Annotated in this window: 19 protein-coding genes; 9 read left to right on the top strand and 10 right to left on the bottom strand. The window is 67.2% G+C overall.

Annotated elements, in window-relative coordinates:
* Positions 1–77 precede the first annotated feature (77 nt).
* The 5 genes from OC184_RS07190 to OC184_RS07170 all read left to right on the top strand — a co-directional run bounded on the left by OC184_RS07190 (position 78) and on the right by OC184_RS07170 (position 5910).
* Complete coding sequence (locus tag OC184_RS07190; protein WP_265506508.1) at positions 78–1595, top strand: ABC transporter ATP-binding protein; 1518 nt, start codon at positions 78–80, stop codon at positions 1593–1595.
* The gene (locus OC184_RS07185) at positions 1592–2668 is read left to right on the top strand and encodes an ABC transporter permease (protein WP_265506507.1); all 1077 of its coding nucleotides are present in this window, start codon (positions 1592–1594) and stop codon (positions 2666–2668) included. Before OC184_RS07190 ends, OC184_RS07185 begins: the two co-directional genes overlap by 4 nt.
* On the top strand, positions 2665–3552 hold the full coding sequence (locus OC184_RS07180; protein ID WP_265506505.1) for an ABC transporter permease: 888 nt from the start codon (positions 2665–2667) through the stop codon (positions 3550–3552). The genes OC184_RS07185 and OC184_RS07180 overlap by 4 nt, the downstream gene beginning before the upstream one ends.
* A 41-nt stretch (positions 3553–3593) precedes the next feature.
* Positions 3594–4670, top strand: coding sequence for a BMP family ABC transporter substrate-binding protein (locus OC184_RS07175; protein WP_265506504.1), 1077 nt, complete (start codon positions 3594–3596; stop codon positions 4668–4670).
* 151 nt (positions 4671–4821) lie between these two features.
* A complete protein-coding gene (locus OC184_RS07170) occupies positions 4822–5910 on the top strand; it encodes a glycosyltransferase family 8 protein (protein ID WP_265506503.1) in 1089 nt (362 codons plus the stop codon).
* 6 nt (positions 5911–5916) lie between these two features.
* Here OC184_RS07170 and purU read toward each other — a convergent pair whose 3' ends face one another.
* The 4 genes from purU to OC184_RS07150 all read right to left on the bottom strand — a co-directional run bounded on the left by purU (position 5917) and on the right by OC184_RS07150 (position 11326).
* The gene (gene purU, locus OC184_RS07165; RefSeq protein ID WP_265506502.1) at positions 5917–6801 is read right to left on the bottom strand and encodes a formyltetrahydrofolate deformylase; all 885 of its coding nucleotides are present in this window, start codon (positions 6799–6801) and stop codon (positions 5917–5919) included.
* A 120-nt stretch (positions 6802–6921) separates the two neighbouring features.
* Complete coding sequence (locus tag OC184_RS07160; protein WP_265506501.1) at positions 6922–8088, bottom strand: M20 aminoacylase family protein; 1167 nt, start codon at positions 8086–8088, stop codon at positions 6922–6924.
* A 65-nt stretch (positions 8089–8153) separates the two neighbouring features.
* Positions 8154–9497, bottom strand: a complete 1344-nt coding sequence (locus OC184_RS07155) for an NAD(P)/FAD-dependent oxidoreductase (RefSeq protein ID WP_265506500.1) — start codon at positions 9495–9497, stop codon at positions 8154–8156.
* Positions 9494–11326: an ABC transporter ATP-binding protein gene (locus OC184_RS07150; RefSeq protein ID WP_265506498.1), complete on the bottom strand. Its 1833-nt coding sequence runs from the start codon at positions 11324–11326 to the stop codon at positions 9494–9496. The genes OC184_RS07155 and OC184_RS07150 overlap by 4 nt, the downstream gene beginning before the upstream one ends.
* A 258-nt stretch (positions 11327–11584) precedes the next feature.
* On the opposite strand from OC184_RS07150, the gene OC184_RS07145 reads away from it, so the two are divergent.
* The 3 genes from OC184_RS07145 (at position 11585) to OC184_RS07135 (ending at position 15393) form a co-directional block, all read left to right on the top strand.
* Positions 11585–13288, top strand: coding sequence for a peptide ABC transporter substrate-binding protein (locus tag OC184_RS07145; protein ID WP_265506497.1), 1704 nt, complete (start codon positions 11585–11587; stop codon positions 13286–13288).
* Positions 13289–13406: 118 nt separating this feature from the next.
* A complete protein-coding gene (locus OC184_RS07140; RefSeq protein WP_265506496.1) occupies positions 13407–14414 on the top strand; it encodes an ABC transporter permease in 1008 nt (335 codons plus the stop codon).
* Complete coding sequence (locus OC184_RS07135; protein WP_265506495.1) at positions 14407–15393, top strand: ABC transporter permease; 987 nt, start codon at positions 14407–14409, stop codon at positions 15391–15393. Before OC184_RS07140 ends, OC184_RS07135 begins: the two co-directional genes overlap by 8 nt.
* A gap of 112 nt (positions 15394–15505) precedes the next feature.
* Here the strand turns inward: OC184_RS07135 and OC184_RS07130 are convergent, their stop codons facing one another.
* The 4 genes from OC184_RS07130 to OC184_RS07115 are packed head-to-tail and all read right to left on the bottom strand — an operon-like array spanning position 15506 to position 19645.
* Positions 15506–17842: an aldehyde dehydrogenase family protein gene (locus tag OC184_RS07130; protein ID WP_265506494.1), complete on the bottom strand. Its 2337-nt coding sequence runs from the start codon at positions 17840–17842 to the stop codon at positions 15506–15508.
* A gap of 12 nt (positions 17843–17854) precedes the next feature.
* The gene (deoC, locus tag OC184_RS07125) at positions 17855–18793 is read right to left on the bottom strand and encodes a deoxyribose-phosphate aldolase (RefSeq protein WP_265506493.1); all 939 of its coding nucleotides are present in this window, start codon (positions 18791–18793) and stop codon (positions 17855–17857) included.
* Positions 18790–19356: a DUF1523 family protein gene (locus tag OC184_RS07120; protein ID WP_265506492.1), complete on the bottom strand. Its 567-nt coding sequence runs from the start codon at positions 19354–19356 to the stop codon at positions 18790–18792. Before OC184_RS07120 ends, deoC begins: the two co-directional genes overlap by 4 nt.
* Before the next feature lie 13 nt (positions 19357–19369).
* A complete protein-coding gene (locus OC184_RS07115; RefSeq protein WP_265506491.1) occupies positions 19370–19645 on the bottom strand; it encodes a hypothetical protein in 276 nt (91 codons plus the stop codon).
* A 139-nt stretch (positions 19646–19784) separates the two neighbouring features.
* Here OC184_RS07115 and OC184_RS07110 point away from each other — a divergent pair, with 139 nt between their 5' ends.
* Positions 19785–20603: an EcsC family protein gene (locus OC184_RS07110; protein WP_265506490.1), complete on the top strand. Its 819-nt coding sequence runs from the start codon at positions 19785–19787 to the stop codon at positions 20601–20603.
* On the opposite strand, the gene OC184_RS07105 is transcribed toward OC184_RS07110, so the two are convergent.
* Entirely contained in the window at positions 20567–22933 is a 2367-nt protein-coding gene (locus OC184_RS07105; RefSeq protein ID WP_265506528.1) for an ATP-dependent helicase, read from the bottom strand. The genes OC184_RS07110 and OC184_RS07105 overlap by 37 nt on opposite strands.
* Before the next feature lie 128 nt (positions 22934–23061).
* Positions 23062–24024: a GTP cyclohydrolase FolE2 gene (gene folE2 / locus OC184_RS07100; RefSeq protein ID WP_265506489.1), complete on the bottom strand. Its 963-nt coding sequence runs from the start codon at positions 24022–24024 to the stop codon at positions 23062–23064.
* Positions 24025–24054 lie beyond the last annotated feature (30 nt).

Genomic DNA, 24054 nt, shown 5'->3' with positions numbered 1-24054 from the left:
CGCAATTGCTCCCGGCGGCAAAACGGCGATATGCAGATCTGGTTTGACCGGACGGACAAAAAACGAAGGGACAGGAATTGACGGCCAACGTGTTCCGCGCCGAGCGGATCGGGAAAAGCTATCCCGGCGTGCGCGCCAATGACGAGGTGTCCTTTGCCGTCGCGGCCGGAGAGATCCACGCCCTGCTGGGCGAGAACGGGGCCGGCAAGTCGACGCTGGTCAAGATGATCTATGGCCTCGTACGTCCGGACGACGGGCGGATGTGGCTGGGTGATGCGCTCTACGCCCCCACCGACCCGCGTGCAGCCCGCCAATCCGGTGTGGCGATGGTCTTCCAGCATTTCAGCCTGTTCGACGCGCTGACGGTCGCCGAAAACATCGCACTGGGGATGGAGAACCCGCCCCCCCGGCGCGAACTGGCCGCCCGCATCACCCAAGTCAGCCACGACTTCGGCCTGCCGCTGAACCCTGGCCGCCGCATCGTCACCCTGTCGGCGGGTGAACGCCAGCGGGTCGAGATCATACGTTGCCTGTTACAGAACCCGCGTCTGTTGATCATGGACGAACCGACCAGCGTCCTGACCCCGCAAGAGGCCGAGCTGCTGTTCGCCACCCTGCGCAAGCTGGCTGCGAAGGGCACCGCGATCCTCTATATCAGCCACAAGCTGGAGGAGATCCGCGCCCATTGCGACCGCGCGACGATCCTGCGCCACGGCCGCGTGGTGGACAGCTGCGACCCGCGCGCTCATTCCGCCCGCGAATTGGCCGCCATGATGGTCGGAGGAGAGATGCGGGCGATCGACCGCAGCGGCCGGCAGGCGGGCGAAGTGCTGCTGAAGGTGCAGGGGCTGTCGCAGCCCGCCCCCAGCGCCGAGGGGACGGCGCTGAAGGAGGTGGCCCTGACCCTGCGGGCCGGAGAGATCCTGGGCATCGGCGGCGTCGCCGGCAACGGGCAGGAGGAACTGCTGGCCGCCCTGTCTGGTGAAGTTCGCAGCACCCCCGGCACCGTCCTGCTGGACGGCCGCGACCTATCAACGGAAGGCCCCGAACCGCGCCGTATCGCGGGTCTGCTGGCGGCACCCGAGGATCGCCTGGGTCACGCCGCCGTTCCAGACTTCAGCCTGGCCGAGAACACGCTCTTGACCGCCGGCGCCCGCAAGGGACTGGTCAGGGGCGGACTGATCGACCACGGCGGCGCCCGCGCCTATGCCGAGGCGGTGATCCGCGATTTCGACGTCCGCACCCCCGGCCCCGGCGCCGCCGCCCGCGCCCTGTCCGGCGGCAACCTGCAGAAGTTCGTCATCGGCCGAGAAGTGATGCAGGACCCCCGCGTGCTGGTCGTGAACCAGCCGACTTGGGGCGTCGACGCGGGCGCCGCCGCCGCCGTGCGCCAGTCGCTTCTGGACCTCGCTCGCAAGGGGGCGGGCATCATCGTCATCTCTCAGGACCTGGATGAGCTTTTGGAACTGTCCGACCGCTTCTGCGCACTGAACGAGGGGCGGCTGTCCAATCCCCTCTCCACAAAAGGGCTGACGCTGGACAGCATCGGCCTGATGCTGGGCGGCGCGCATGGCATGGAAGAGGCACGGGCATGATCCGGTTGGTCCCCCGGCAAAGCGCCTCGAACGGCTGGCAGGTCGCGACGCCGCTGCTGGCGGTGCTGGCGACAATGGTCATGGGCGGTCTGCTGTTCGCGATCATGGGATACGACCCCGTCGCGGCGATCCGCACGATCTTCTGGGACCCGCTCTTTGGTCCCGCCGCGTCCTATTCCCGACCGCAGCTGCTGGTGAAGGCGGCGCCGTTGATCCTGATCGCATCGGGGCTGGCGGTGGGCTTTCGCGCCGGCATCTGGAACATCGGGGCCGAGGGGCAGTACATCATCGGCGGCATCACCGGGGCAGCGGTCGCGCTGGCGGTCTATCCGCTGGAGGCGTGGTGGCTGTTCCCCGCGATGGTGGCCGCCGGGCTGGCCGGTGGCTGGGCCTGGGGCATGATCCCAGCGCTGCTGCGAAACTGGTTCGGCGCGTCCGAGATCCTGGTGTCGCTGATGCTGGTCTATGTCGCCCAACGTGTCGCGGCCTGGATGGCCTTCGGCCCGATGCGCAACCCCGAGGGCATGGGCTTTCCGGGCTCGCGGAACCTGCAGCAATACCCCTCGGCCGCGAACCCCGAACTGATCGCCGGGACCGGCGCGCATTGGGGCGTCGTCGCGGCGGCCCTGGCCGTGCTGGCCACCTGGTTCCTGATGAGCCGCCACATCCGCGGCTTTCACATCCGCGCCGCCGGTATCGCGCCCCGCGCCGCGCGCTTTGCGGGCGTGCGGCCGCAGACGCTGGTGGCCTTCTGCCTGGGCCTTTCCGGCGCACTGGCCGGCGCGGCGGGGTTGTTCGAGGTCGCGGGCCCGGCCGGGCAGATCACCGACAAGCTGGGCGTGGGCTATGGCTTCACCGCCATCATCGTGGCCTTCCTGGGCCGCCTGCATCCGGTGGGCATCCTGCTGGCGGGGCTGCTGCTGGCGCTGACCTACATCGGCGGCGAACTGGCGCAGTTGACGATGCAACTGCCCGCCGCCACGGTCCAAGTCTTCCAGGGGATGCTGCTGTTCTTCCTGCTGGGATTCGATTTGCTGACCCGCTTCCAGATCCGCCGGAGGGTCAGCGCATGATCGACCCGCTGTCCGTCTTCCTGCTGCTTCTGTCGGCTTCGACCCCGATCCTGTTCGCGGCCTTGGGCGAGCTTGTCGCCGAACGCGCGGGCGTTCTGAACCTGGGCGTGGAAGGAATGATGATCACCGGCGCGCTGGCTGGCTTTGCTGCCGCCTATGCCAGCGGCAACCCGTTCCTGGGCTTTGCCGCCGCCGCCTTGGCCGGCGCGCTGATTTCCTTTCTGTTCGTGGTGCTGACACAGGTCTTTCTGGCAAACCAGGTCGCCTCGGGCTTGGCGCTGACCCTGTTCGGGCTGGGCCTGGCCGCGATGTTCGGCAAGCCATTCGAGGGCGTGAAGGCGCCACCTATGCCTGCCGGTCCGCTGGACATCAACTGGATCGTCTGGCTGGGCCTTGCGATGGTGCCGGCCGTTTGGTGGTTTCTGAACCGGTCCCGGCCCGGCCTGATCCTGCGAGGCGTCGGCGAAAATCACGACGCGGCCCATGCCCTGGGATACGGGGTCCGGGCCACGCGCATGGCGGCCATCGCCTTCGGCGGCGCGATGGCGGGTGTGGGCGGGGCCTTCATCTCGATCGCGACGGTGCTGCAATGGACCGAGGGCATGACCGCCGGCGCGGGCTGGATCGCACTGGCCATCGTCGTCTTTTCGCGCTGGACGGCGCCCGGCGTTCTGGCGGGGGCGTGGCTTTTCGGCGGCGTCACCGTGCTGCAGCTGCGTCTGCAGGCGGCGGGCGTCCAGGTGCCCGTCCAGCTTCTGTCGATGGCGCCTTATCTGGCGACCATCCTGGTGCTGGTGCTGATCTCGGCCCGGCAGAAGTTCAGCCGCCGTGGAGGCGGTGCGGCGCCCGGCTCGCTCGGGCTCAATTTCCACGCGCTGCGGTGAAACGCGGCCGGTATGCAACGTCCAACAAAGGATTGACGAACATGCAACGCAGAACCCTTCTTGCCACGGCCTCGGCGGCGATCATGGCGCTGGCCGCACCGGCCATGGCCCAGGACGAGCCGCTGAAGGTCGGCTTCATCTATGTCGGCCCCGTGGGCGACGGCGGCTGGACCTATCAGCACGACCTGGCCCGGCAGGCGGTCGAGGAAGAGTTCGGCGACCGGGTCGAGACCACCTTCATCGAAAGCGTGCCGGAAGGTGCCGATGCCGAACGCGCCCTGACCCAGCTGGCGCTGGCCGGCAACAAGCTGATCTTCGCGACCAGCTTCGGCTTCATGGACCCGGTGATGAACGTCGCCGCCAAGTTCCCCGACGTGAAGTTCGAACATGCCACCGGCTACAAGACCGCCGAGAACGTCGCGACCTATGATGCGCGCTTCTATGAGGGCCGCGCGGTCATCGGCACCATCGCGGGCCGCATGACTGAAAGCAACAAGATCGGCTATATCGGGTCCTTCCCGATCCCCGAGGTGATCCAGGGCATCAACTCCTCCTTCATCCATGCCCGCAAGGTAAACCCGGATGTCGAGATGCGGGTGGTCTGGGCCTATAGCTGGTTCGATCCGGCGAAAGAGGCCGAGGCCGCATCCGCCCTTCTGGCCGAAGGCGTGGACGTGATCCTGCAGCACACCGATTCGACCGCACCCCTTGCCAAGGCGCAGGAAGCCGGCGCCATCGGATTTGGCCAGGCCAGCGACATGGCCGCCTTCAAGCCCAGCCCCCGCGTTGCCTCGATCATCGACGAATGGTCGCCCTACTACATCAAGCGCGTGGGCGAGGTCCTGGACGGCACCTGGGAAAGCGGCTCCAGCTGGGCCGGCATCGGCGACGGCGAGGTCGTCATCGGAGAGATCACCGACGCCGTCCCCGCCGAGGTCAAGGCCGAGGCCGAGGCGCTGCGCGACAAGATCGGCTCGGGCGAATACCACCCGTTCACCGGCCCGCTGAACAAGGCGGACGGCACCGAATGGCTGGCCGAGGGCGAGGTCGCCAGCGACCAGGACCTGCAGTCGATGAACTTCTTCGTCGAAGGCATCGACGCCCAGATCCCGCAGTAACGGTTTTCGGGGACCCTCCGCCGCGAGGCGGCTTGCAGATCGGCCGGGGCCTGCGCATGATGCGCGGGCCCCGCCCCAGCCACCTTCAAACCCCCCGGTCCCGATGCCCCTGCCGCACCTGCGCCCGCTTGCAAAGCGGGCTTTTCGCCACATGCCCCGGGTCTGGACACGGGGGCTCGACGCCTATCAGCAACGCCGGCACGGTGGCGCCCGCGCACCGGCGCGGCTGGACGTGATGACCGCCATCGGCGGCAACAACCTCGATGTGCTGCAGGTGATGCTTCTGTCGCTGTCAGAGAGCCATCCGCGTGACCATGTCCGGTTCTGGCTGTTCCACCTGCACCTTGGCCCCGACAAGCTGGCCGAACTGGCGCGGTTCTGCGACACTCTGCCCAACCTGGAGCTGCGCCTGGTCCACGTCACGGACAACAAGGGCTTCATGCAGCTGAGCGAACTGGGCGGACGGCCGTTCGGCGCGCGGTTCCTGTGGCTGGTCGCCCACCAGCACCTGCCAGGCGACCTGCGGCGCGTCCTGTTCCTCGACCCGCTGGACATCCTTGTCACCGACGACCTGCTGCCCTTCCTGAACCAGCCGCTTCTGGGACGCCTTGTGGCGGCCTGCCGGGAATCGCCCTACAGCCCGCCGCTGATCGCGGGGCCGGCGCGGCAGGCGCATGCGCGCGGCGCGTCGAACGACCGGATCCTGCGCATCTCGAAGGGGATCGTGAACAGCGGCGCCATGGTCATCAACCTGGACCGGGCCCGTCGGGACGGCCTTTCCATCCAGACCTACCTCGACGTCGCCACCTGGGCGCAGGAAAAGCTGGACCTGTCATTCGGCGACCAGGGGCTCTTCTCGCTGGCGCATGGCAGCGACTATGTTCAGGCGCATGACCGCTACAACTTCCGCTTCCACGAGGCGACGCGCCGCGACACGGCCCTGCGGCCGGCGGTCGCCCACTTCGCGGGCAAGGTCGCCAAGCCGTTCCACCTGCGCCTGACGGCCGGGCAGGAGGAGATGGTGCTGACCCATCTGAAGGCGACAGGGGCCGAGAAGGTGCAGCTGAACCCGTTCCAGTCGATCAAGGCGTTCGACCTGGCGCATTACCGGCTCTGGTGGGAGACCTGTGCCCGCACGCCGGTTCATGCGCGGATCGCGCCGACCGCAAACGAGTTCGCGACCCGCGTCCTGGCGGAACAGGGCCTGGGCGACCAGCGGCATGCGCCGGCCGCCCAGTAGGGGACATCAGCCCATCCGCTCGCTGGCATAGCTGCCGGGGGACGGGGGGAAGACCACCGTCTTGGCGCCGTTCAGGAACACCCGGCCGTGGATATGGGCGTGGACCGCGCGGGCCAGCACCTGCGCCTCGACGTCGCGGCCCAGGCTGACGTAGTCGCCGGGCGACTGGGCATGGGTCACGCGGGCGGTATCCTGCTCGATGATCGGACCCTCGTCCAGGTCGGCGGTGACATAGTGGCTGGTCGCCCCGATCAGCTTCACGCCCCGCTCGTACGCCTGCTTGTAGGGGTTCGCGCCCTTGAAGCTAGGCAGGAACGAATGGTGGATGTTGATGATCCGGCCCGACATCTCCTGGCACATGCGGTCCGACAGCACCTGCATGTAGCGCGCCAGCACGACCAGTTCAGCGCCAGTCTGCTCGATGATTTCCATCTGCTGCGCCTCGGCCTGGGCCTTGGTGTCTGCGGTCACGCGGATCATGTGGAAGGGGATGTCGTGGTTGACGACAACCTTCTGGTATTCGTGGTGGTTCGAGATGACGCCGACGATGTCGATCGGCAGCGCCCCGATGCGCCAGCGATAGAGCAGGTCATTCAGGCAGTGCCCGAAGCGGCTGACCATGATCAGCACCTTCTTCTTGACGCTGTCGTCGCTGATCTCGGCCTCCATGCCGAACCGCGCCGCGATGTTATCAAATCCCTCGCGCAGGCTCTCCAGGGTCGCGGCCCCTTCCGACCGGAAGCTGACGCGCATGAAGAAGCGGCCCGTTTCCACATCGTCGAACTGAGCGCTGTCGGTGATGTTGCATTCCGCGTCCGCCAGAAATCCCGAGATCGCCGCGACGATGCCGCGGGTCGATGCGCAGGTCACGCGCAGGGTATAGCTCTTCATGCGTCGGTCGTCCCCTTGTTGTCGTGGCGCGGGGGTCCTGCCCCGCGCCGTCCGACCATTTCGTCCGATTGTCCGGGGAAGACAATCGCGTTTGCGACAGGGCGAACGCGCCCTGCGACATCAGGCGGCGGGCAGGCGTGCCTCGACCATGCCGGCATACCAGCTGGAGCCTGCCGGGATCGCGTCGTCGTTGAAGTTGTAGGCCGGGTGGTGGACCATCGCCGTGTCGCCGTTGCCGACCCAGATATAGGCGCCGGGGCGTTCGTTCAGCATATAGCTGAAATCCTCGCCGCCCATCATCGGCTGCATGTCCATGTTGATGTCGCCCGAGATCTGGCGCGCCACGTCTGCCGCCCAGTCCGTCGCCTGCTCGTCGTTCATGGTCACCGGATAACCGCGCTGGTAATCGACATCGGCCTTCGCCCCCATCGCCGCGGCGATGTTGGTGGCGACGCGCTTGATACCTTCCTCCAGCTGGTCGCGGACGCCGGGGTCCAGGCTGCGGGCGGTGCCCTTCAGCTTGACCACCTGCGGGATCACGTTGTGCGCCGTCGAATCCGTGCTGACCACGCAGACCGAGATCACGGCGTTCTTCAGCGGGTCGATGTTGCGGGCGACGACCGACTGGACCGCCACGATGATCTGCGCCGCGGTCAGCGTCGTGTCGATGCATTCATGCGGCTTGGCGGCGTGGCCACCCTTGCCGGTCACGGTGATGTCGAACTGATCGGCGGCGGCCATCATCGCGCCAGGCTTGATGGCGAACTGGCCCACCGGCATGCCGGGCATGTTGTGCATGCCGTAGAACTCGTCAATCTTCCAGCGGTCGACGAGGCCGTCCTTCACCATCGCCTCGCCCCCGGCACCGCCCTCTTCGGCGGGCTGGAAGATCACGATGGCGGTGCCATCGAAGTTGCGCGTCTCGGCCAGGTACTTGGCCGCGCCCAGCAGCATCGCGGTGTGGCCGTCATGGCCGCAGGCATGCATCTTGCCCGGCGTCTTGGACGCATATTCCACGCCCGTCTGCTCGCTGATGGGCAGCGCGTCCATGTCGGCGCGCAGTCCCACGACGCGGCCCTTGCTGTCGGTCTTGCCCTTGATGACACCCACGACGCCGGTCCGGCCCACGCCCTCGGTCACCTCGTCGCAGCCGAATTCGCGCAGCAGTTCGGCCACGCGACCGGCGGTGCGGTGGACGTCATAAAGCAGTTCGGGATGTTCGTGGAAGTCCCGGCGCCAGGCGGTGATCTCGGGCAGAAGTTCGGCGAAACGGTTCTTGACGGGCATGATGTTCTCCTTCGGGACGCAGGTTGGCGATTTCCTGCACGTTCTGCAAGAGGGCTGCGCGGGCTTTACAGGTCCGGCCCGAGCTCTATGGGCGAGCCGTCCGAAAAACGGGCAAAGCGGAAGCGGCGCAGGTAATGGGCGGGGGCGCGGCCCTGCATCATGTCCGCCATGACGCGGCCGATCCCCGGCCCGATGCCGAAGCCGTGGCCCGACAGCCCGGTGGCGATATAGAAACCGCCAACGGTGGTTTCGTCCAGCACCGGCACCTGGTCGGGCGTCGTGTCGATCATGCCGGCCCAGGCCGCCCGGATACGGGGGCGGCCGATCTGCGGAAAGGCGGCCGCAAAGTCGTCCTGCAGCCGCGCCACCCGGCGGGGGTTCGGGTCGGGCGACAGCACGCGCATCGCCTCGAACGGCGAGGGCCTGTCGGCGCGCCAGCGGCGGGGCGTGGTCCAGGCGTCGGGATAGCCACGCGGCGCGCCGCCCTGCAGGCGCGTCAGGCGCAGGTCTCGCCGGATCATCGGCAGATAGGTCCGCAGATTGCACACCGCCGCCGGCCCGATCCAGAAGTCATGGGCCATGCCGGGCGCCAGCGTGTATCCCCCGTCGGCCCGCCGGCGGAAGGCAAAGTTCGCATCGGTTGCGGCGCCGGGCCAGAACTCGGTCATCAGTTCGGTCGCGGCGACGGTGGCGCGCACCGACAGCTGCGGCAGCCTCAGCCCTGCATTGCCGGCAAAGAGGCCCGACCACGCCCCGCCGGCCAGAAGGACGCGATCGGCCGCGATACGCCCGTCCTCGGTCACGACGCCGGTGACGCGGCAGTTCTGCATGTCCAGCGTCCGCACCGCGCAATGTTCGCGGATGACCACCCCTTCCGCCGCGGCCAGTTCCGCGATGGCGGGCACCGCATGGGCGGGCTCGGCGCGCATGTCGGACGGCGTCTGCAGCGCCCCGGCCCAGCCAGCGGCGTTCGGCAGGTCGCGCGCCAACGCATTGCGTCCGATGACACGGCTGTCGAGACCGTGTCGCCGCGCCACCTCCAGCCAGGCCTCGTACCGCGCCATCGCCGCATCATCCGGCGCCAGGAAGCTGACGCCGCAGGTGGCAAGGCCGATCCGGTCGCCCAGTTCCTGCGCCAGCGACGCCCACAGTCGCCGCGCCTCCAGCATGATGGGGATCTCGGCCTCGTCACGGCCCTGCGCGCGGACCCAGCCCCAGTTGCGGCTGGATTGCTCGCCCGCGATCACGCCCTTTTCGCACAGCACGACCCGCTGCCCGTCGCGCGCTAGGTAAAGCGCCGTGGTGACGCCAGCGATCCCGCCGCCGATGACGACGACATCCGCGGCGTCGGGCAGCGCGGCGCGATGTCGGGGCGTGGCGTCGGGGCCGATCGGCGGGGCAGCCTTCACGAGTGGGTCACCGGATCGACCAGCACCCGGTGACCGGGCGACACCTCGCGGTAGACGGACGGGACCGCCTGGTAATCGACAGGATGGATGGGCGACGGGATCGGACGGAAGTTCAGATCCTCGCTGATCTTCTTCTGGCGCGGATCGGCGACCGGCACGGCCGACATCAGCTGCCGGGTATAGCTGTGCTGCGGATTCTCGAACACCTGCTGCCTTGTGCCCATCTCGACGATGCGGCCCAGGTACATCACGCCGACATGATGGCTGACGCGTTCGACCACGGCCATGTCGTGGCTGATGAACAGCATCGAGATGCCCAGGTCCTGCTGCAGCTCCATCAGCAGGTTCAGGACCTGCGCCTGAACCGACACATCCAGTGCAGATACGGCCTCGTCCGCGATGATCAGCTTGGGGTTCAATGCCAAGGCGCGCGCGATGGCGATGCGCTGGCGCTGGCCGCCCGACATCTCGTGCGGGTAACGGCGCATGAAGCTGCGCGGCAGTTCGACCCGGTCGAAGAGGGCGGCGATCCGGTCCTGGCGTTCGCTGCGGCTGCCGATGCCATAGTTCTCCATGGGCTCGGCCACCTGATCGTAAAGCTTCATATGCGGATCGAGGCTGGCGAACGGGTCCTGAAAGATCATCTGCATGTCGCGCCGTGCCTTTCTCAGCGCCCGCTGAGACAGGGCCAGAACATCCGTGCCGCCCAGGTCGACGCTGCCGGATTCGGGTTCGACCAACCGCAGGATCGACCGCCCGCAGGTGGATTTTCCGCACCCCGATTCGCCGACCAGCGACAGCGTCTCTCCGGCGTTGATGGTGAAGCTGACATCCTCGACCGCGTGAACGCGCGCCACGGTGCGGCGCAGGACGCCGCCCTTGACGGCAAAACGCGTGGTCAGGTTCCTGACGGTCAGCAGCGGTTTCGGATCGGCCACGATGATCGGCTCGGGCGCGGCGTGGCTGCCGTCGCCCATCAGGCGCAGGCGTTCGGGGGCGGGCTTGCCGGTCATTTCCCCCAGACGGGGAACGGCGGCCAACAGCATCTTGGTGTAATCCATTTGCGGATTTTCGAAGATCTGCTCGACTGGGCCCTCCTCGACCTTGTCGCCGCGGTACATGACGACGACGCGGTCTGCCATCTGCGCGACCACCGCCATGTCATGGGTGATGAAAAGAACGGCAATCTGCTTTTCGCGCTTCAGCCGGTCGATCAGGGCCAGGATCTCGGCCTGGATGGTCACGTCCAGCGCGGTCGTCGGTTCGTCGCAGATCAGCAGGCGCGGTTCGCAGGCCATGGCGATGGCGATGACGACGCGCTGCCGCATTCCGCCCGAGAGTTCGTGCGGATACTGGTCCAGCCGCCGTTCGGGTTCGGGGATGCGGACCTGCCGCAGGATCTCCAGCGCACGGGCGCGGGCCTCGGCCTTCTTCAGGCCGCGATGGGCGATCAGCCCCTCGACCAACTGGTCGCCGACGGTGAACACCGGATTCAGCGCCGTCATCGGTTCCTGGAAGATCATGCCGATCTGGTTGCCGCGGATGTCGCGCATCGCGGCGCTGCCCTGGCTGGCCAGGTCGATCACCTGCCCGTCGTTCTTTTCGAACATCAGCCGGCCGTCGGCGATGGTGCCGCCGCCGAATTCCACCAGCCGCATCAGCGACAACGAGCTGACCGATTTGCCCGACCCGGATTCGCCCACCACGCAGACGCATTCGCCGGGCTTGATGTCGAAGCTGACATCCTTGACGCCCACCACGACACCATCGTTGGTTTCGAATTCGACGCGCAGTTTCTCAATGGAAACAAGCGGTTTTTCATCAAGCATGACAGTTTCCTCACAGCGCTCAAGCCGGAAGGCTAGCCGCTGCCCCCGGAAAGTCAAAGCCGAAACGGCGCGTCACGTCCGGCGCGAATGGTCTTGCTTTCCAAACGGGCTTCGTCCGATGATGCGGCCATTCCGCAGGGATGACGACGACACGAACGACCAGCCCGGCCACCGGGACCAGGACAAGAAAGCAGCCCCAGAATGGCTGTAAGGTGACGAAGATCCCCCGCGGGTCCGAACACCCAACAGGAGATTGGAATGAAACTGAGAACCGTTTTGATGGGTGCCGCCGCATCGCTGGCGATGGCCCCTGCCGCCTTTGCCGAACGCGGCAGCGACGGGCAGGTGAACATCATCATGTGGCAGGCGCCCTCGACGATGAACCCGTATCTGTCGGGCGGCACCAAGGAGATCATTGCCGGCAGCCTGGTCCTTGAGCCGCTGGCCGGCTATGACACCGAAGGCAACATCTTCCCGCGCCTGGTGACCGAGATCCCGTCGCTGGAGAACGGCGGCATATCCGAGGATCTGACTTCGGTCACGTGGAAGCTGCGCGACGACATCAAGTGGTCCGACGGCACGCCCTTCACCGCCGAGGATGTCGTGTTCACCGGCGAATACTGCATGCATCCCGAGGGCGGCTGTTCGCAGCTGGCCAAGTTCGAGGGCGTGACCTCGATCGAAGCGGTCGATCCGCATACGGTGCGCGTGAACTTTGATTCGCCGCGTCCCGACCCGTTTTCGGCCTTCGTGGGCGGCCAGTCGCCGATCCTGCAGAAGGCGCAGTTCGAACAGTGCATCGGCGCGAACGCCCCCACCTGCACCGAGCAGAACTTCAACCCCGTCGGCACCGGCGCCTTCCGCGTGACCGAGTTCCTGACGAACGACACGATCACCCTGGAAGCCAACCCCGAATACCGCGACCCGGCCAAGCCCGCCTTCGCGACGATGCTGGTCAAGGGGGGCGGAGACGCGGCAGGTGCCGCGCGTTCGGTGATGGAGACGGGCGAGTTCGACTATGCCTGGAACACCCAGCTGGCCCCCGACGTCATCGCCGGGATGGAGGCCGCCGGCCGCGGCAAGGTCTCGGCCGCCTTCGGCAGTCTGGTGGAACGCATCCACGTCAACCTGACCGATCCCTCGTCGTCGCTGCCCGAGGGCGAGCGGTCGACCCGCGCCCATCCGCACCCCTTCCTGACCGATCCGGCGGTGCGCAAGGCGCTGTCCATGGCCATCGACCGCGCCCTGCTGGTCGAGATCGGCTATGGCCCGGCCGGCCAGCCGACCTGCAATTATGTCCCCGCCCCCGAGGCTTGGGCATCCGACAACACCGAATGCCTGACCCAGGACATCGAGGGCGCCAACGCGCTTCTGGACGAGGCAGGCTGGGTCCGCGGACCCGACGGCATCCGCGAAAAGGACGGCGTGCGGCTCAGCATGCTGTTCCAGACCTCGGTCAACGCCGTGCGCCAGGACTTTCAGGCGCTGATCAAGCAGTGGTGGTCGGAAATCGGTGTCGAGACCGAACTGAAGACCGTCGATGCGTCGGTGTTCTTCGGGTCGGACGCAGGTTCGCCCGACACGCTGCAGAAGTTCTATGCCGACGTGCAGATGTATGCCGACAACTTCGACGGCACCAACCCGGCCCCCTACCTGGCCAAGCACACCTGCGACAAGGCGCCCTCGCCCGCGAACCAGTGGCAGGGTGAAGGCATCAGCCGTTTCTGCGACGAGGAATACGACCGGATGGTGGACGAGATCGAGGGCATCGTCGATGCCGACGAACGCGCCGCGATGGGCCGCAAGATGAACGACATGCTGACCAAGGACAGCAACGCGATCATCCCGATCGTCTACCGCGGCACCGCCTCGGCGCATTCGAACACGCTTGGCGGCGTGGCGCTGAACGCCTGGGACAGCGAAACCTGGAACGTGGCCGACTGGTACCGCATCCAGGAATGACCGTTCCTGCCGTCCCGGTTCACGGACCGGGGCGGCGCCCCTCTTTCCGGGTGCCGCGCGCCCGCGACATCCCGATGGGGGGACGGACCGTGGCTGACATTCATCCGACCGAGGCGCCATGCTGAACTTCACGATCCGCCGGCTGTTGCTGGCGATACCTACATTGCTCTTCATCTCGCTGGTGATCTTCCTGCTTCTGGAAGCCTCGCCCGGCGATCCGCTGGCCGACGTGCCCCTGACCGTCCCGCCAGAAGTCCGCGAACGCATGCGAGAAGCGCTTGGCCTGGGCGACCCATGGCCGATCCGCTATGTCCTCTGGCTGAAACAGTTCTTCTGGGTCGAGCCGCTTCATTGGACCGACCAGCTGTTCGGCACCTCCTTCAGCGAAGGAATGCAGCGCATCATCAGCTTCCAGTCGCGCAGCCCTGTTTTCGACGTGATCGCGCAGCGTCTGCCGCAGACGCTGACGGTCGTGGGCATGTCCTATGTCGTGGGCATCCTGATCGCGATCCCCATCGGCATCCTGTCGGCCTATCGCCAATACAGCTGGTTCGACCAGATCGGCACCTTCGTGTCGATGATCGGCTTTTCCATGCCGACCTTCTTCACTGGGGTCGTGCTGATCATCATCTTCGCAGTGAACCTGCAGTGGTTCCCGTCGGTCTATGACACCACGCTGGAGGTCACGGACTGGGACAGCTTCCTGCAGCAGGCGCGCCAGATGGTGATGCCGGTGACGGTGCTGGCGCTTTACAACGCTGCTCAGATCAGCCGCTTCATGCGGTCGTCGATGCTGGACAACCTGGGCCAGGATTATGTCCGCACCGCCCGCGCCAAGGGGCTATCCGAACGCGTCGTGGTGCTGAAGCATGTGCTTCGCAACAGCCTGATCCCGGTCGTGACGGTCATCGCCCTGGGCCTGCCCGCCGTCTTCGGCGGCGCGATCATCACCGAACAGGTGTTCAAGGTGAACGGCCTGGGACAGCTCCTGATCTCGGCCATCCACGGCAACGACATTCCCATGGTGCTGACGCTGACCTTCATCTTCGCGATCCTGATCGTCGTCTTCACCCTGATCGCAGACATCCTCTACGGGGTGCTGGACCCGAGGATCCGCTATGACTGACACGACCCGCCCCGACACCGATCCCCTGCGCGCCGCCGCCGGCAACGCCGCAACGCCCGAGGGCATCAGCCCGCCCGTGGTTCCCCCGCAGCCCGACGACGTCACCCGCAGCCAGTGGCGCGACGTCTGGCGCCAGTTCCGCAGCCACAGGGGCGCGATGGTGGGGCTGGTGATCTTCGTCTCGATCATCCTCTTCGTCTCGGTGGGCCCGCTGATCTGGACCATCGACCCGACCTATGTCGACATTCGCGCCCGCAATTCGGGCTTCTCGCTGGCCCATCCCCTGGGAACGGACCAGCTTGGCCGCGACCTGCTGGCGCGGCTGATGGCGGGGGGGCAGGTCTCGATCGCGGTGGGCCTGACCGCGATGATCATCGCGATCTTCATCGGCAGCCTTGTCGGCGTGACGTCGGGCTATTTCCGTCGCCTTGACGCGCCTCTCATGCGCCTAACCGAGCTGTTCCTGGCGCTGCCTCTGCTGCCCCTGCTGCTGCTGATGGTCACCCTGTTCCGCGAACCCCTGTCACAGACCTTCGGGCCGGCCCTGGGGATCTTCTTCCTGATCGTGGGCGCCATCGGGGCGACCAGCTGGATGCAGGCGGCCCGCATCGTTCGCGGCGACGTCCTGGGCCTCAAGGAACGCGAGTTCATCCTGGCCGCCAGGTCCATCGGCACGCCGTCGCACCGGATGATCCTGCGGCATGTCCTCCCGAACGTGCTGTCGCCGATCATGGTCGCGGCCACGCTTGGCATCGCGACCGCGATCATCACCGAATCCGCCCTCAGCTTCCTGGGCCTGGGCTTCCCGCCCGATTTCCCGACATGGGGCCGGCTTCTCTATGACGCCGTCGATCAGATGGTGCTCTATCCCTGGCGGGTCATCTTCCCGGGCCTCCTGATCTCGTTGACGGTGCTCTGCGTGAACTACATCGGCGACGGCCTGCGAGATGCCATGGATCCCCGCATCCGGGGCAGGTAGCGGCGTTAACCCCGCGGTGTCCACGCACAGCAAAAGGTCATCTCTTTTGCAGAAATACCCTCAGGGGTGAATTGGCCGAAGGCCAAGAGGGGGCAGACTGCCCCCTCCTGTTTCAGTATGCTGCGCCGCCGCTGCCCGAGGGAAGCGCCCCGTAGGGCAGCCAGATCGTCTTGGTCCGCGTCGCCTTCCGAAGAAAGACCTCGCCCTGTGCGTCGGTGCCCATCCAGTCGCGCGACGGCACGGCCCAGACCGGCTTGAGGTTGCCAGCAGCCGCGCGATCCACCGCCGCCAGCCCCGCCTGCGCCCCCGCATGCCAGAAGGCCGCGACCTCCTCGTGACCCGCCAGGTGCCGGGCCAAGTCGTCGCTCGGCCCGGTCACGATGTTGACGACGCCCCCTGGCAGGTCGGAGGTGTCGAACACCTGGTAAAGGTCGGTCACCGCCAGCGGATCGTTCTGCGCCGGGATGGCCACCACGGCATTGCCCATCGCGATGGCCGGCATGACCAGCGACATAAAGCCGGCCAGCGGTTGCGCGTTCGGGCAGGCGATGCCGACCACGCCGAAGGGTTCGGGAATGACGTTGACCAGATGGCCCGGCTTCGCCTGCACCGTTGCGCCATCGAACTTGTCGGCCCAGGCGGCATAGTGGAAGGCGCGGGCGATGGCGGCGTCGACCTCGGCCCAGCTGGTGCGGGCGGCAAACTCGGCCGCGCGGGCCGAGAGGTTCTCGGCGATGTAATACAGCACCTGCGCTCGGGCATGGCCGCCCATCGCCGCCCATTTTCCCGCTTTCGCGGCGGCCTCGACCGCGTTCCTGATGTCCTTGCGGCCGCCCAGGGGCGCCAGCCCGCCCGGAACCGCATACATTGCCCCGCCATCGGGCCGCTTCTGCGCGCCGCCGTAGTAGAGCTTTGCCGTCCGGTCGATCCCCTGCCCCTTGGGCGCGGTGCCCTCGGGCACGGCGACCGGGACCGACGGCGCGGCGTCCGGCACAGCCGTCACCGGCAGTTCGGCCAGATAGTCCAGCATCCCTCCGGACCCGCCCTCCCGGCCATAACCGCTTTCGCGATAGCCACCGAAGGGGGCGGCGGCGTCGAACATGTTCGCGCCGTTGATCCAGACGACCCCGACCCTGATCCGCGACGCCAGATCGGTCGCCACCGTCGCGCTTTCCGACCAGACCGACGCTGCCAACCCATAGCGGGTGTTGTTCGCCAGTTCGACCGCCTCGTCCGCCGTGCGGAAGGTCGAGAGCGTCGCGATGGGACCGAAGATTTCCTCGGTCATGCCGGGATTGGCGGGGGCGATGTTGCGCAGGTAACCCGGCGCGATGAAGCATCCGTCCTGCGGCTGGCCGCCGACCAGTTCCGCGCCCGCATCCACCGCGGCGCGGCAGATCGCCAGGATGCGGTCCTTCTGGACCTGATCGACGATCGCGCCCAGGTCGGTGGACTTGTCCAACGGGGCGCCGACGCGCAGGCGGTCCATGCGGGCACGCATCAGCGTCTCGAACCGCCCCGCCACCGCCTCGGCCACCAGGATCCGAGAGCCCGCGCAACAGACCTGGCCCTGGTTGAACCAGATGCCGTCGACGACGCCCTCGACCGCGGCGTCCAGGTCGGCATCCTCCATCACGACGAAGGGCGACTTGCCCCCCAGTTCCAGCGTCAGCTTACGGCCGGTGCCAGCCAGCGCGGCGGCGATGCCGCGCCCGACCTCGGTCGAGCCGGTGAAGGCGATCTTGTCGACCTCGGCCGCCACCAGCGCCGCCCCCGTGGCACCGTCGCCGGTCACGATGTTCACGACGCCCGCGGGAAGGCCGACCTCTTGGCAGATCTCGGCGAAGGCCAGGGCGGTCAAGGGCGTGTATTCGGCAGGCTTCAGCACCACGGTGTTCCCCGCCGCCAGCGCCGGCGCGATCTTCCAGGCCAGCATCAGCAGCGGGAAGTTCCAGGGGATGATCTGGCCGCAGACCCCCAGAGGCGCCTGGCCCGGAAACTGCGTGTCGCGCAGCTCCGCCCAACCCGCGTGGTGATAGAAATGCCGCGCGACCAGCGGCACGTCGATGTCGCGCGCTTCGCGGATCGGCTTGCCGTTGTCCAGCGTCTCGAGCACCGACAGGAAGCGTTCGCGTTTCTGCACGTGGCGGGCCAGCGCGTAAAGGTATCGCGCCCGCTCGGTCCCGGGCAGCGCCGCCCAATCCGCCTGCGCCGCGCGCGCGGCCGCGACCGCCGCGGCAATGTCGGTGTCCGAGCCTTGCGACACCTGTGCCAGAACCTCTCCGGTTGACGGATCGCGGGTGTCGAACAGGTCGCCCGGATCGGTGAAGCTGCCGCCGATGAAGTGGCCGAACGTGCCGCGCCGCGCCAGCCAGTCGCGCACGGCGGCGCTGTCCTCGACCGAGGTGCCGTATTCCATCGTCTGCATGATCTCGCTCACTCGGCTCATCTGGTCGGGTCCTCAGGCAATCGCTTGGCGATGGGCGGCGGCGTAGCGGCCCGTGACGTGGTGGCTGATCTGGCGCTCGATATCGCCCAGCAGGCTGGAGGCGCCGATCCGGAACAGGTCAGGCGCCAGCCAGTCCCGGCCCAGTTCCTCGGCCATCAGCACCTGCCAGCTGATCGCGTCCTTGGCGGTGCGCAACCCGCCGGCGGGCTTGAAGCCGACCTTGATGCCGGTCCGCGCATGGAAGTCGCGGATCGTGCGGACCATCACCAGGCTGACAGGCAGGGTGGCGTTCACCCCTTCCTTCCCGGTCGAGGTCTTGATCCAGTCCGAGCCCGCCTGCATCGCGACATGGCTGGCCTTCGCCACGTTCTCCAGCGACTTCAGATCGCCCGTGGCCAGAATTGCCTTCATCCGCGCCGCGCCGCAGGCCTCGCGCATTGCGCGCAGCTCGTCGTAGAGCGCCGCCCAGTTGCCCTGCAGGACATGGGCGCGCGTGATGACGATGTCGATTTCATCGGCGCCCTGATCGACGGCATAGCGGATCTCGGCCAGGCGCAGGTCCAGGGGCATCAGGCCTGCGGAAAAGCCGGTGGCGACGCTGGCGACAGGGATGCCAGAGTTGCCCAGGGCGCGCTTCGCCGGCGCCACCATGGTCGGATAGACGCAGACCGCGCCGGTCGTCAGGCCGGCGACGCCCATGGCGTCGAGCAGGTCCGCCGCGATGGGCTGGCGCGCCTTGGCGCAAAGCCGCGCCACGCGGTCGGGCGTATCGTCGCCCGCCAGCGTTGTCAGGTCGATGCAGCGCACCGCGTTCAGAAGCCAGGCCGCCTGGTGGTCCTTCTTCAGGCTGCGCCGCGCGGGCAGCGTCGCCGCCCGGCGTTCCACGGCGGGCGTGTTGATCCGCAGCCCGCTGAACCAGTCCAGGTTCAGGTCTGTGCCGGGATTGCTCATGTGCTGCTCCTTCCATGGCGGTGGTTGCGGCGGGTGACCTGCCCCCAGACGCGCCAGATCAGGCCCAGCAGCGCCAGAAGCACGATGCAGATCAGCATCGCCGCCCAGTTCAGCGGCCGTGCGTCCGGCCCCGCCACCGTGTTGATCGAGATCGCGTTCGGATAGGTCGACAGCCAAGGCATCCGCCAGCCATAGGCGGTGATGCTGACCCAGATCGGGTCGCGCGACGTCGACTGCAGGTTGGTGGCCTCGGCGTGCAGGTTGGCGCTGTCGTACTTGAAATAGGGCGGCCAGACCCAGCCCGTATCCTCGTTGCGATAGACGAAGACGCGGCCGTTCGGGCGCACCGTGTCGATGAAGCGCACGTCGCGCTGGCCCTGCGTGTTCTCGACCGTGCCGGTGCTTTCGGCGGCCCAGAAGATCGTGGCCGATGGCGGGATCGAGGTCAGCCGGTTGTAGGTGTTGCTGATCCGCACCGTGTTCTTGGACGGCAGCGTATAGTCCAGCAGCCCGAAGACCAGGATGCCGAACAGGACGCCGATGACGACGCGGGCGTGATACATGGTGCGGCAGCTCCTATTGCCAGTTGACCAGGACGACGATGCCAAGGATGGCCAGCGTCGGCAACACGAAGACCACGGCCGCCAGCCGCACCCGAAGGCTGCGCCCGAAGCTTGCCATGCCCCGCGCCACGAAGGCGCGCCTCGCCGCCCGGTCGCCCTGCCCGGGATGGCGGTCGTCCCACCGCCGCTCCAACCGCTCGACCTGTCGCAGTCGGATGCTGAACCGCAAGAGCAGATAGAGCGCCACTTGAAGCGCGAAGACGATCAGCCACAGCCGGATCAGTGCCACCTTGACGCGTCCCTGTTGTCGTCCGGCGGCAAGCTAGCATCCGCCCAAGGCGGCGGCCAGCCGTCCCGTTGCGTCGGATCCGCTGCAACCCGGCGCCCGCAAGGCGCGTTCCGCGTCGACCGATTGAAGGAGCGCCGCCATGACCCTGCCCGCCGATCCCCGCACCACCCTTCACGCCGAACTGGACCGGCTGGCGGCCAGCCAGATCGGCAGCCGCGGCCTGATGATGCGCGGGGTCGAGGCCGTCGGCCGCCTGACCGAAGGCGCGGCGACGACCGTCATGGGCATGTCGCCCGTGGGGCTGGAAAAGGTGCTCGAGACCGCGTTTCGTCAGCTCTACGACCTGTCGGGCCGTGGCGACAGCATCAGCGTGGTGCGCGACGCGCCGCTGATCGCCAATCGCGCGGCGGCGGTCCTGTCGGGCGCGACCGGCGGGTGGTTCGGACTTGTCGGGATTGTGCCGGACCTCGTGGCCTCGACCACGGTGATCTTCAACGCCATCCAGAAGGTCGCGCGGCAGCATGGCTTCGACACGACCGATCCGTCGGTGCGGCTGGAATGCCTGGCCGTATTCCAGTTCGGCGAACCGGGGGAAGAGGGCGACGCCGCCGCCAAGTCGTTCCTGGCAAACCGCCTGCTGACGAACGGGCAGACCGTGTCGGCACTTATCTCGCGCTTTGCGGGGTCCTTCGCGGCGCGGCTGACGACCAAGCTGGGGGCGCAGGCGGTTCCGGTCCTTGACGCGGCGACGGGGGCCGCGATCAACTACGCCTTCGTCGATTATTACGAACGCGTGGCGCAGATCCACTTCCGCCTGCTGCGTCTGGCCGAACAGCATCCGTCGCTGGACATGGACCTGGAATATGCGCAGGCCCTGTCGAGGGTCAGGCAGAAGGGCGGCCGCCTGTCGCGGCTGCGCCGTCAGAACGGGACGTCGTCGCCACCGCCCGCCGGCTGAACGTAGGCCGCCTTTATGTTCTTGAAGCCCGCGTCGAACTGCACGGTCAGCGTATCTTCCGCGATACCCATGATCTGGCCTTCGCCGAACTTCGCATGGCTGACCCGGTCGCCGACGGTGAACCGGCTGGCCGGAGACGCGTCGATGGTGACCGGCGTGCGGTGCATGGGCCCGCGCCGTTCGGCCGCCCGCGCCTGCATCCGCTTCCAGCCGGGTGAGTTGTAGACATCGGCCTTCGCCACCCGCTCGTCCATGCGCGTGTTCCCGGCCGAGGCCATCGCCGCGCCATATCCGCCGCCATAGAGGCCCGGCGGGGTCAGCACCTCCACATGCTCCTCGGGCAGTTCGTCGACGAAGCGCGACGGCAGGCTGGATTGCCACTGGCCGTACATGCGGCGGTTCCCGGCAAAGCTGATCGTCGCCAGACGCTCGGCCCTGGTGATGCCGACATAGGCCAGCCGCCGCTCCTCCTCCAACCCCTTGGTGCCGTTCTCGTCCATGGCGCGCTGGTTGGGGAACAGCCCGTCCTCCCACCCCGGCAGGAAGACGACCGGAAACTCCAGCCCCTTGGCGCCGTGAAGTGTCATGATGCTGACCTGTTCGGCCTGGTCGCCGTCGTCGCGGTCCATGACCAGCGCCACATGCTCCAGGAATCCCTGAAGGTTCTCGAACTCCTCCAGCGCCTTCACAAGCTCCTTGAGGTTGTCCAGCCGGCCCGGTGCGTCGGGCGACTTGTCGTTCTGCCACATCGCGGTATAGCCCGATTCGTCCAGCAGGCGCTCGGCCAGTTCGATATGGCCGCGCCCGTCCAGGACGTCGCCGTGGCTGCGCCCGATGAGCGCCACGAATGCGCGCAGGTTGGCCAGCCCCTTGCCGCCCAGGTGCCCTTCCTCGACAGCGATCTTTGCGCCTTCCAGCAGGCTGACGCCGTTCTGGCGCGCCGCCGCCTGGATTGTCTGCAGGGCCTTGTCGCCCAGCCCGCGCTTGGGCGTGTTCACGATCCGCTCGAACGCCAGGTCGTCATCGGGGGACACGACCAGCCGGAAATAGGCCATGGCGTCACGGATCTCCTGCCGCTCGTAGAACCTTGGCCCGCCGATCACGCGGTAAGACAGGCCGATGGTCATGAAGCGGTCCTCGAACGCCCGCATCTGGTGCGACGCCCGCACCAGGATCGCGATGTCGTTCAGGCTGACCCGGCCCAAGGCCGCGCGGTGCCCGCCCTGGAAGGCCTCGATCTCCTCTCCGATCCAGCGGGCCTCGGCCTCGCTGTCCCAATGTCCGATCAGGCGGACCTTCTCGCCCTCCTCGGCATCGGTCCACAGCGTCTTGCCCAACCGCCCCCGGTTCGCCGCGATCAGGCCCGAGGCCGCGCCCAGGATCTGCGGGGTCGAGCGATAGTTCTGCTCCAGCCGGATCACCTCGGCGCCGGGAAAGTCCTTCTCGAACCGCAGGATGTTGCCCACCTCGGCGCCCCGCCAGCCATAGATCGACTGGTCGTCGTCGCCCACGCAGCAGATGTTGCGATGTGACTGTGCCAGCAGCCGCAGCCACATGTACTGCGCCACGTTGGTGTCCTGATATTCGTCCACCAGGATGTACCGGAAGCGGTCCTGCCATTGCCGCAGCACGTCAGGATGCGCCTGGAACAGCGTCACGCAATGCATCAGCAAGTCGCCGAAATCGACGGCGTTCAGCGTCAGCAGCCGTTCCTGATACGCGGCATAAAGTTTGCCGCCATAGCCGTCGAAGACCTCCCCCTCGCCACGCGGCATGTTCGCAGGGGTCAGGCAGCGGTTCTTCCAGCCGTCAATCAGATGCGCCAGCTGCCGCGCGGGCCAGCGCTTCTCGTCGATGTTCTCGGCGGCGATCAGCTGCTTGAGCAGCCGGATCTGGTCGTCCGTGTCCAGGATGGTGAAGCTGGGCTTCAGGTGCAGGCTGCCATTGCCGATCAGTTCCGCGTGTCGCCGCAGGATCTTGACGCTGATGCTGTGGAACGTCCCCAACCAGGGCATCCCCTCGACGGTTTCGCCCAGCAGGCGAGTGATCCGCTCCCTCATCTCGCGGGCGGCCTTGTTGGTGAAGGTCACCGCCAGCAGCTGCCCCGGCCGCGCCTTGCCCAGCATCAGCAGATGCGCGATTCGCATCGTCAGCGCTCGGGTCTTGCCTGTCCCCGCGCCGGCCAGCATCAGCACCGGCCCGTCCAGCGCCTCGACCGCCGCGCGCTGCGCTGCGTTCAGCCCGTCCAGATAGGGCGCAGGCCGCGCAGACATCGCCCGCCGCGACAGGGGCACCGCTGCCAGATCCTCGGAATCGTCATATTGGTCCATCGCCTCAACATAGGACCGGCGACGGTCCAAGGAAAGCCCGATGTTCACGTCCTGTTCCTGCGACGGTCAGCAAATATCCCGCGGGGGGTCCGGGGGGCGCGAAGCCCCCCGGCGGTCGCGGGACGCAATCAGGCCCGCAGGCCTGCGAACGTCCCCGGGTCCAGAGAGTTCTGCGCGAATGTCGGCCCGCTCGTCAGCAGGCTGACGGCGTCATGCGAATGCAGCGATTCCTGATGGCTGGCCACCACGCGGAAATCGCCTACGCGCGGGTCGGCGATCAGCTCGGCCGCGAAGGCGCGCACGGCATCCTCGACAAAGATCGGGTGCGCGGCGTTCAACTCGGCAAAGGCCTGTTCGTCCTCGCGCTTGACCATGACCTGCGTCTCGGTCGGCACGGCGCGGCGGCACATCTCGATCACGTCCTCGAACCACAGCCGCTCGGCGCCCTGCATGACCATCGACAACCGGGCGATCGACCGCTGCGAATGCGGCGTCGCCAGCCGCGACCGTGTCTCGCGCGCATGTTCGGACAGTTCCAACGAACAGGGACAGGTCGAGGAATAGACATAGTCCAGGTGCATGACCCGCAGCCGGCTTCCCTGCCTCTCGATAAGCTCCTCGGCGATGTCATAGTACTGCCAACCCGACAAACCTGAGCGCATCGACGCCACCCTCATCGGATAGGAAAACCGCATCTGGATCCGCGCGTCCAGCGCGTCCAGGTCGGACTTGTAATCCTCAAGCGCCGCTTCCAGCACCGACAGGCTGAACTGGTTTTCGGAATGGGCATAGAACGACCGCATGATGCGGCTCATGTTGATGCCCTTGCGGTCAGCCTCCAGGCTGACGGTGCCGGTGACGCTGGTTTCCAGCGTGATCTCTCCGCCGTCGCGGGTCAAATAGCGGATCGGCAGCCGGAAATTCGAGATGCCGACATGCTGGATGGCGGCCCGCGCACCCACGATCAGGCTGGCCGGGCCGTTCTGCAGGTCGGGCAACGTCTCGCGATAGGCCGGGTCGACCTTGAAATCGCCATCATAGGTCCGCGCCAGGGCGGGATAGGCAGGGATCAGGGGGCGTGCTTCGGTCATGGGGGCCTCCGAGTGCGTTGCGGCCGATAT

Source organism: Paracoccus rhizosphaerae, assembly GCF_026162645.1.
In the GTDB taxonomy this organism is placed as follows: domain Bacteria; phylum Pseudomonadota; class Alphaproteobacteria; order Rhodobacterales; family Rhodobacteraceae; genus Paracoccus; species Paracoccus rhizosphaerae.
Note: the sequence above shows the minus strand (reverse complement) of the source record. Positions and strands in the feature narration are given on the sequence as shown.

Excerpts from the sequence above, each read along its gene's own strand:
- OC184_RS07170 (WP_265506503.1), top strand. The coding sequence starts at position 4,822 with ATGCCCCGGGTCTGGACACGGGGGCTCGACGCCTATCAGCAACGCCGG.
- deoC (WP_265506493.1), bottom strand. The coding sequence starts at position 18,793 with ATGAGCAATCCCGGCACAGACCTGAACCTGGACTGGTTCAGCGGGCTG.
- OC184_RS07135 (WP_265506495.1), top strand. The coding sequence starts at position 14,407 with ATGACTGACACGACCCGCCCCGACACCGATCCCCTGCGCGCCGCCGCC.
- OC184_RS07110 (WP_265506490.1), top strand. The coding sequence starts at position 19,785 with ATGACCCTGCCCGCCGATCCCCGCACCACCCTTCACGCCGAACTGGAC.
- folE2 (WP_265506489.1), bottom strand. The coding sequence starts at position 24,024 with ATGACCGAAGCACGCCCCCTGATCCCTGCCTATCCCGCCCTGGCGCGG.
- OC184_RS07105 (WP_265506528.1), bottom strand. The coding sequence starts at position 22,933 with ATGGACCAATATGACGATTCCGAGGATCTGGCAGCGGTGCCCCTGTCG.
- OC184_RS07180 (WP_265506505.1), top strand. The coding sequence starts at position 2,665 with ATGATCGACCCGCTGTCCGTCTTCCTGCTGCTTCTGTCGGCTTCGACC.
- OC184_RS07130 (WP_265506494.1), bottom strand. The coding sequence starts at position 17,842 with ATGAGCCGAGTGAGCGAGATCATGCAGACGATGGAATACGGCACCTCG.
- OC184_RS07160 (WP_265506501.1), bottom strand. The coding sequence starts at position 8,088 with ATGCCCGTCAAGAACCGTTTCGCCGAACTTCTGCCCGAGATCACCGCC.
- OC184_RS07175 (WP_265506504.1), top strand. The coding sequence starts at position 3,594 with ATGCAACGCAGAACCCTTCTTGCCACGGCCTCGGCGGCGATCATGGCG.
- OC184_RS07120 (WP_265506492.1), bottom strand. The coding sequence starts at position 19,356 with ATGTATCACGCCCGCGTCGTCATCGGCGTCCTGTTCGGCATCCTGGTC.
- OC184_RS07150 (WP_265506498.1), bottom strand. The coding sequence starts at position 11,326 with ATGCTTGATGAAAAACCGCTTGTTTCCATTGAGAAACTGCGCGTCGAA.
- OC184_RS07185 (WP_265506507.1), top strand. The coding sequence starts at position 1,592 with ATGATCCGGTTGGTCCCCCGGCAAAGCGCCTCGAACGGCTGGCAGGTC.
- OC184_RS07145 (WP_265506497.1), top strand. The coding sequence starts at position 11,585 with ATGAAACTGAGAACCGTTTTGATGGGTGCCGCCGCATCGCTGGCGATG.
- purU (WP_265506502.1), bottom strand. The coding sequence starts at position 6,801 with ATGAAGAGCTATACCCTGCGCGTGACCTGCGCATCGACCCGCGGCATC.
- OC184_RS07140 (WP_265506496.1), top strand. The coding sequence starts at position 13,407 with ATGCTGAACTTCACGATCCGCCGGCTGTTGCTGGCGATACCTACATTG.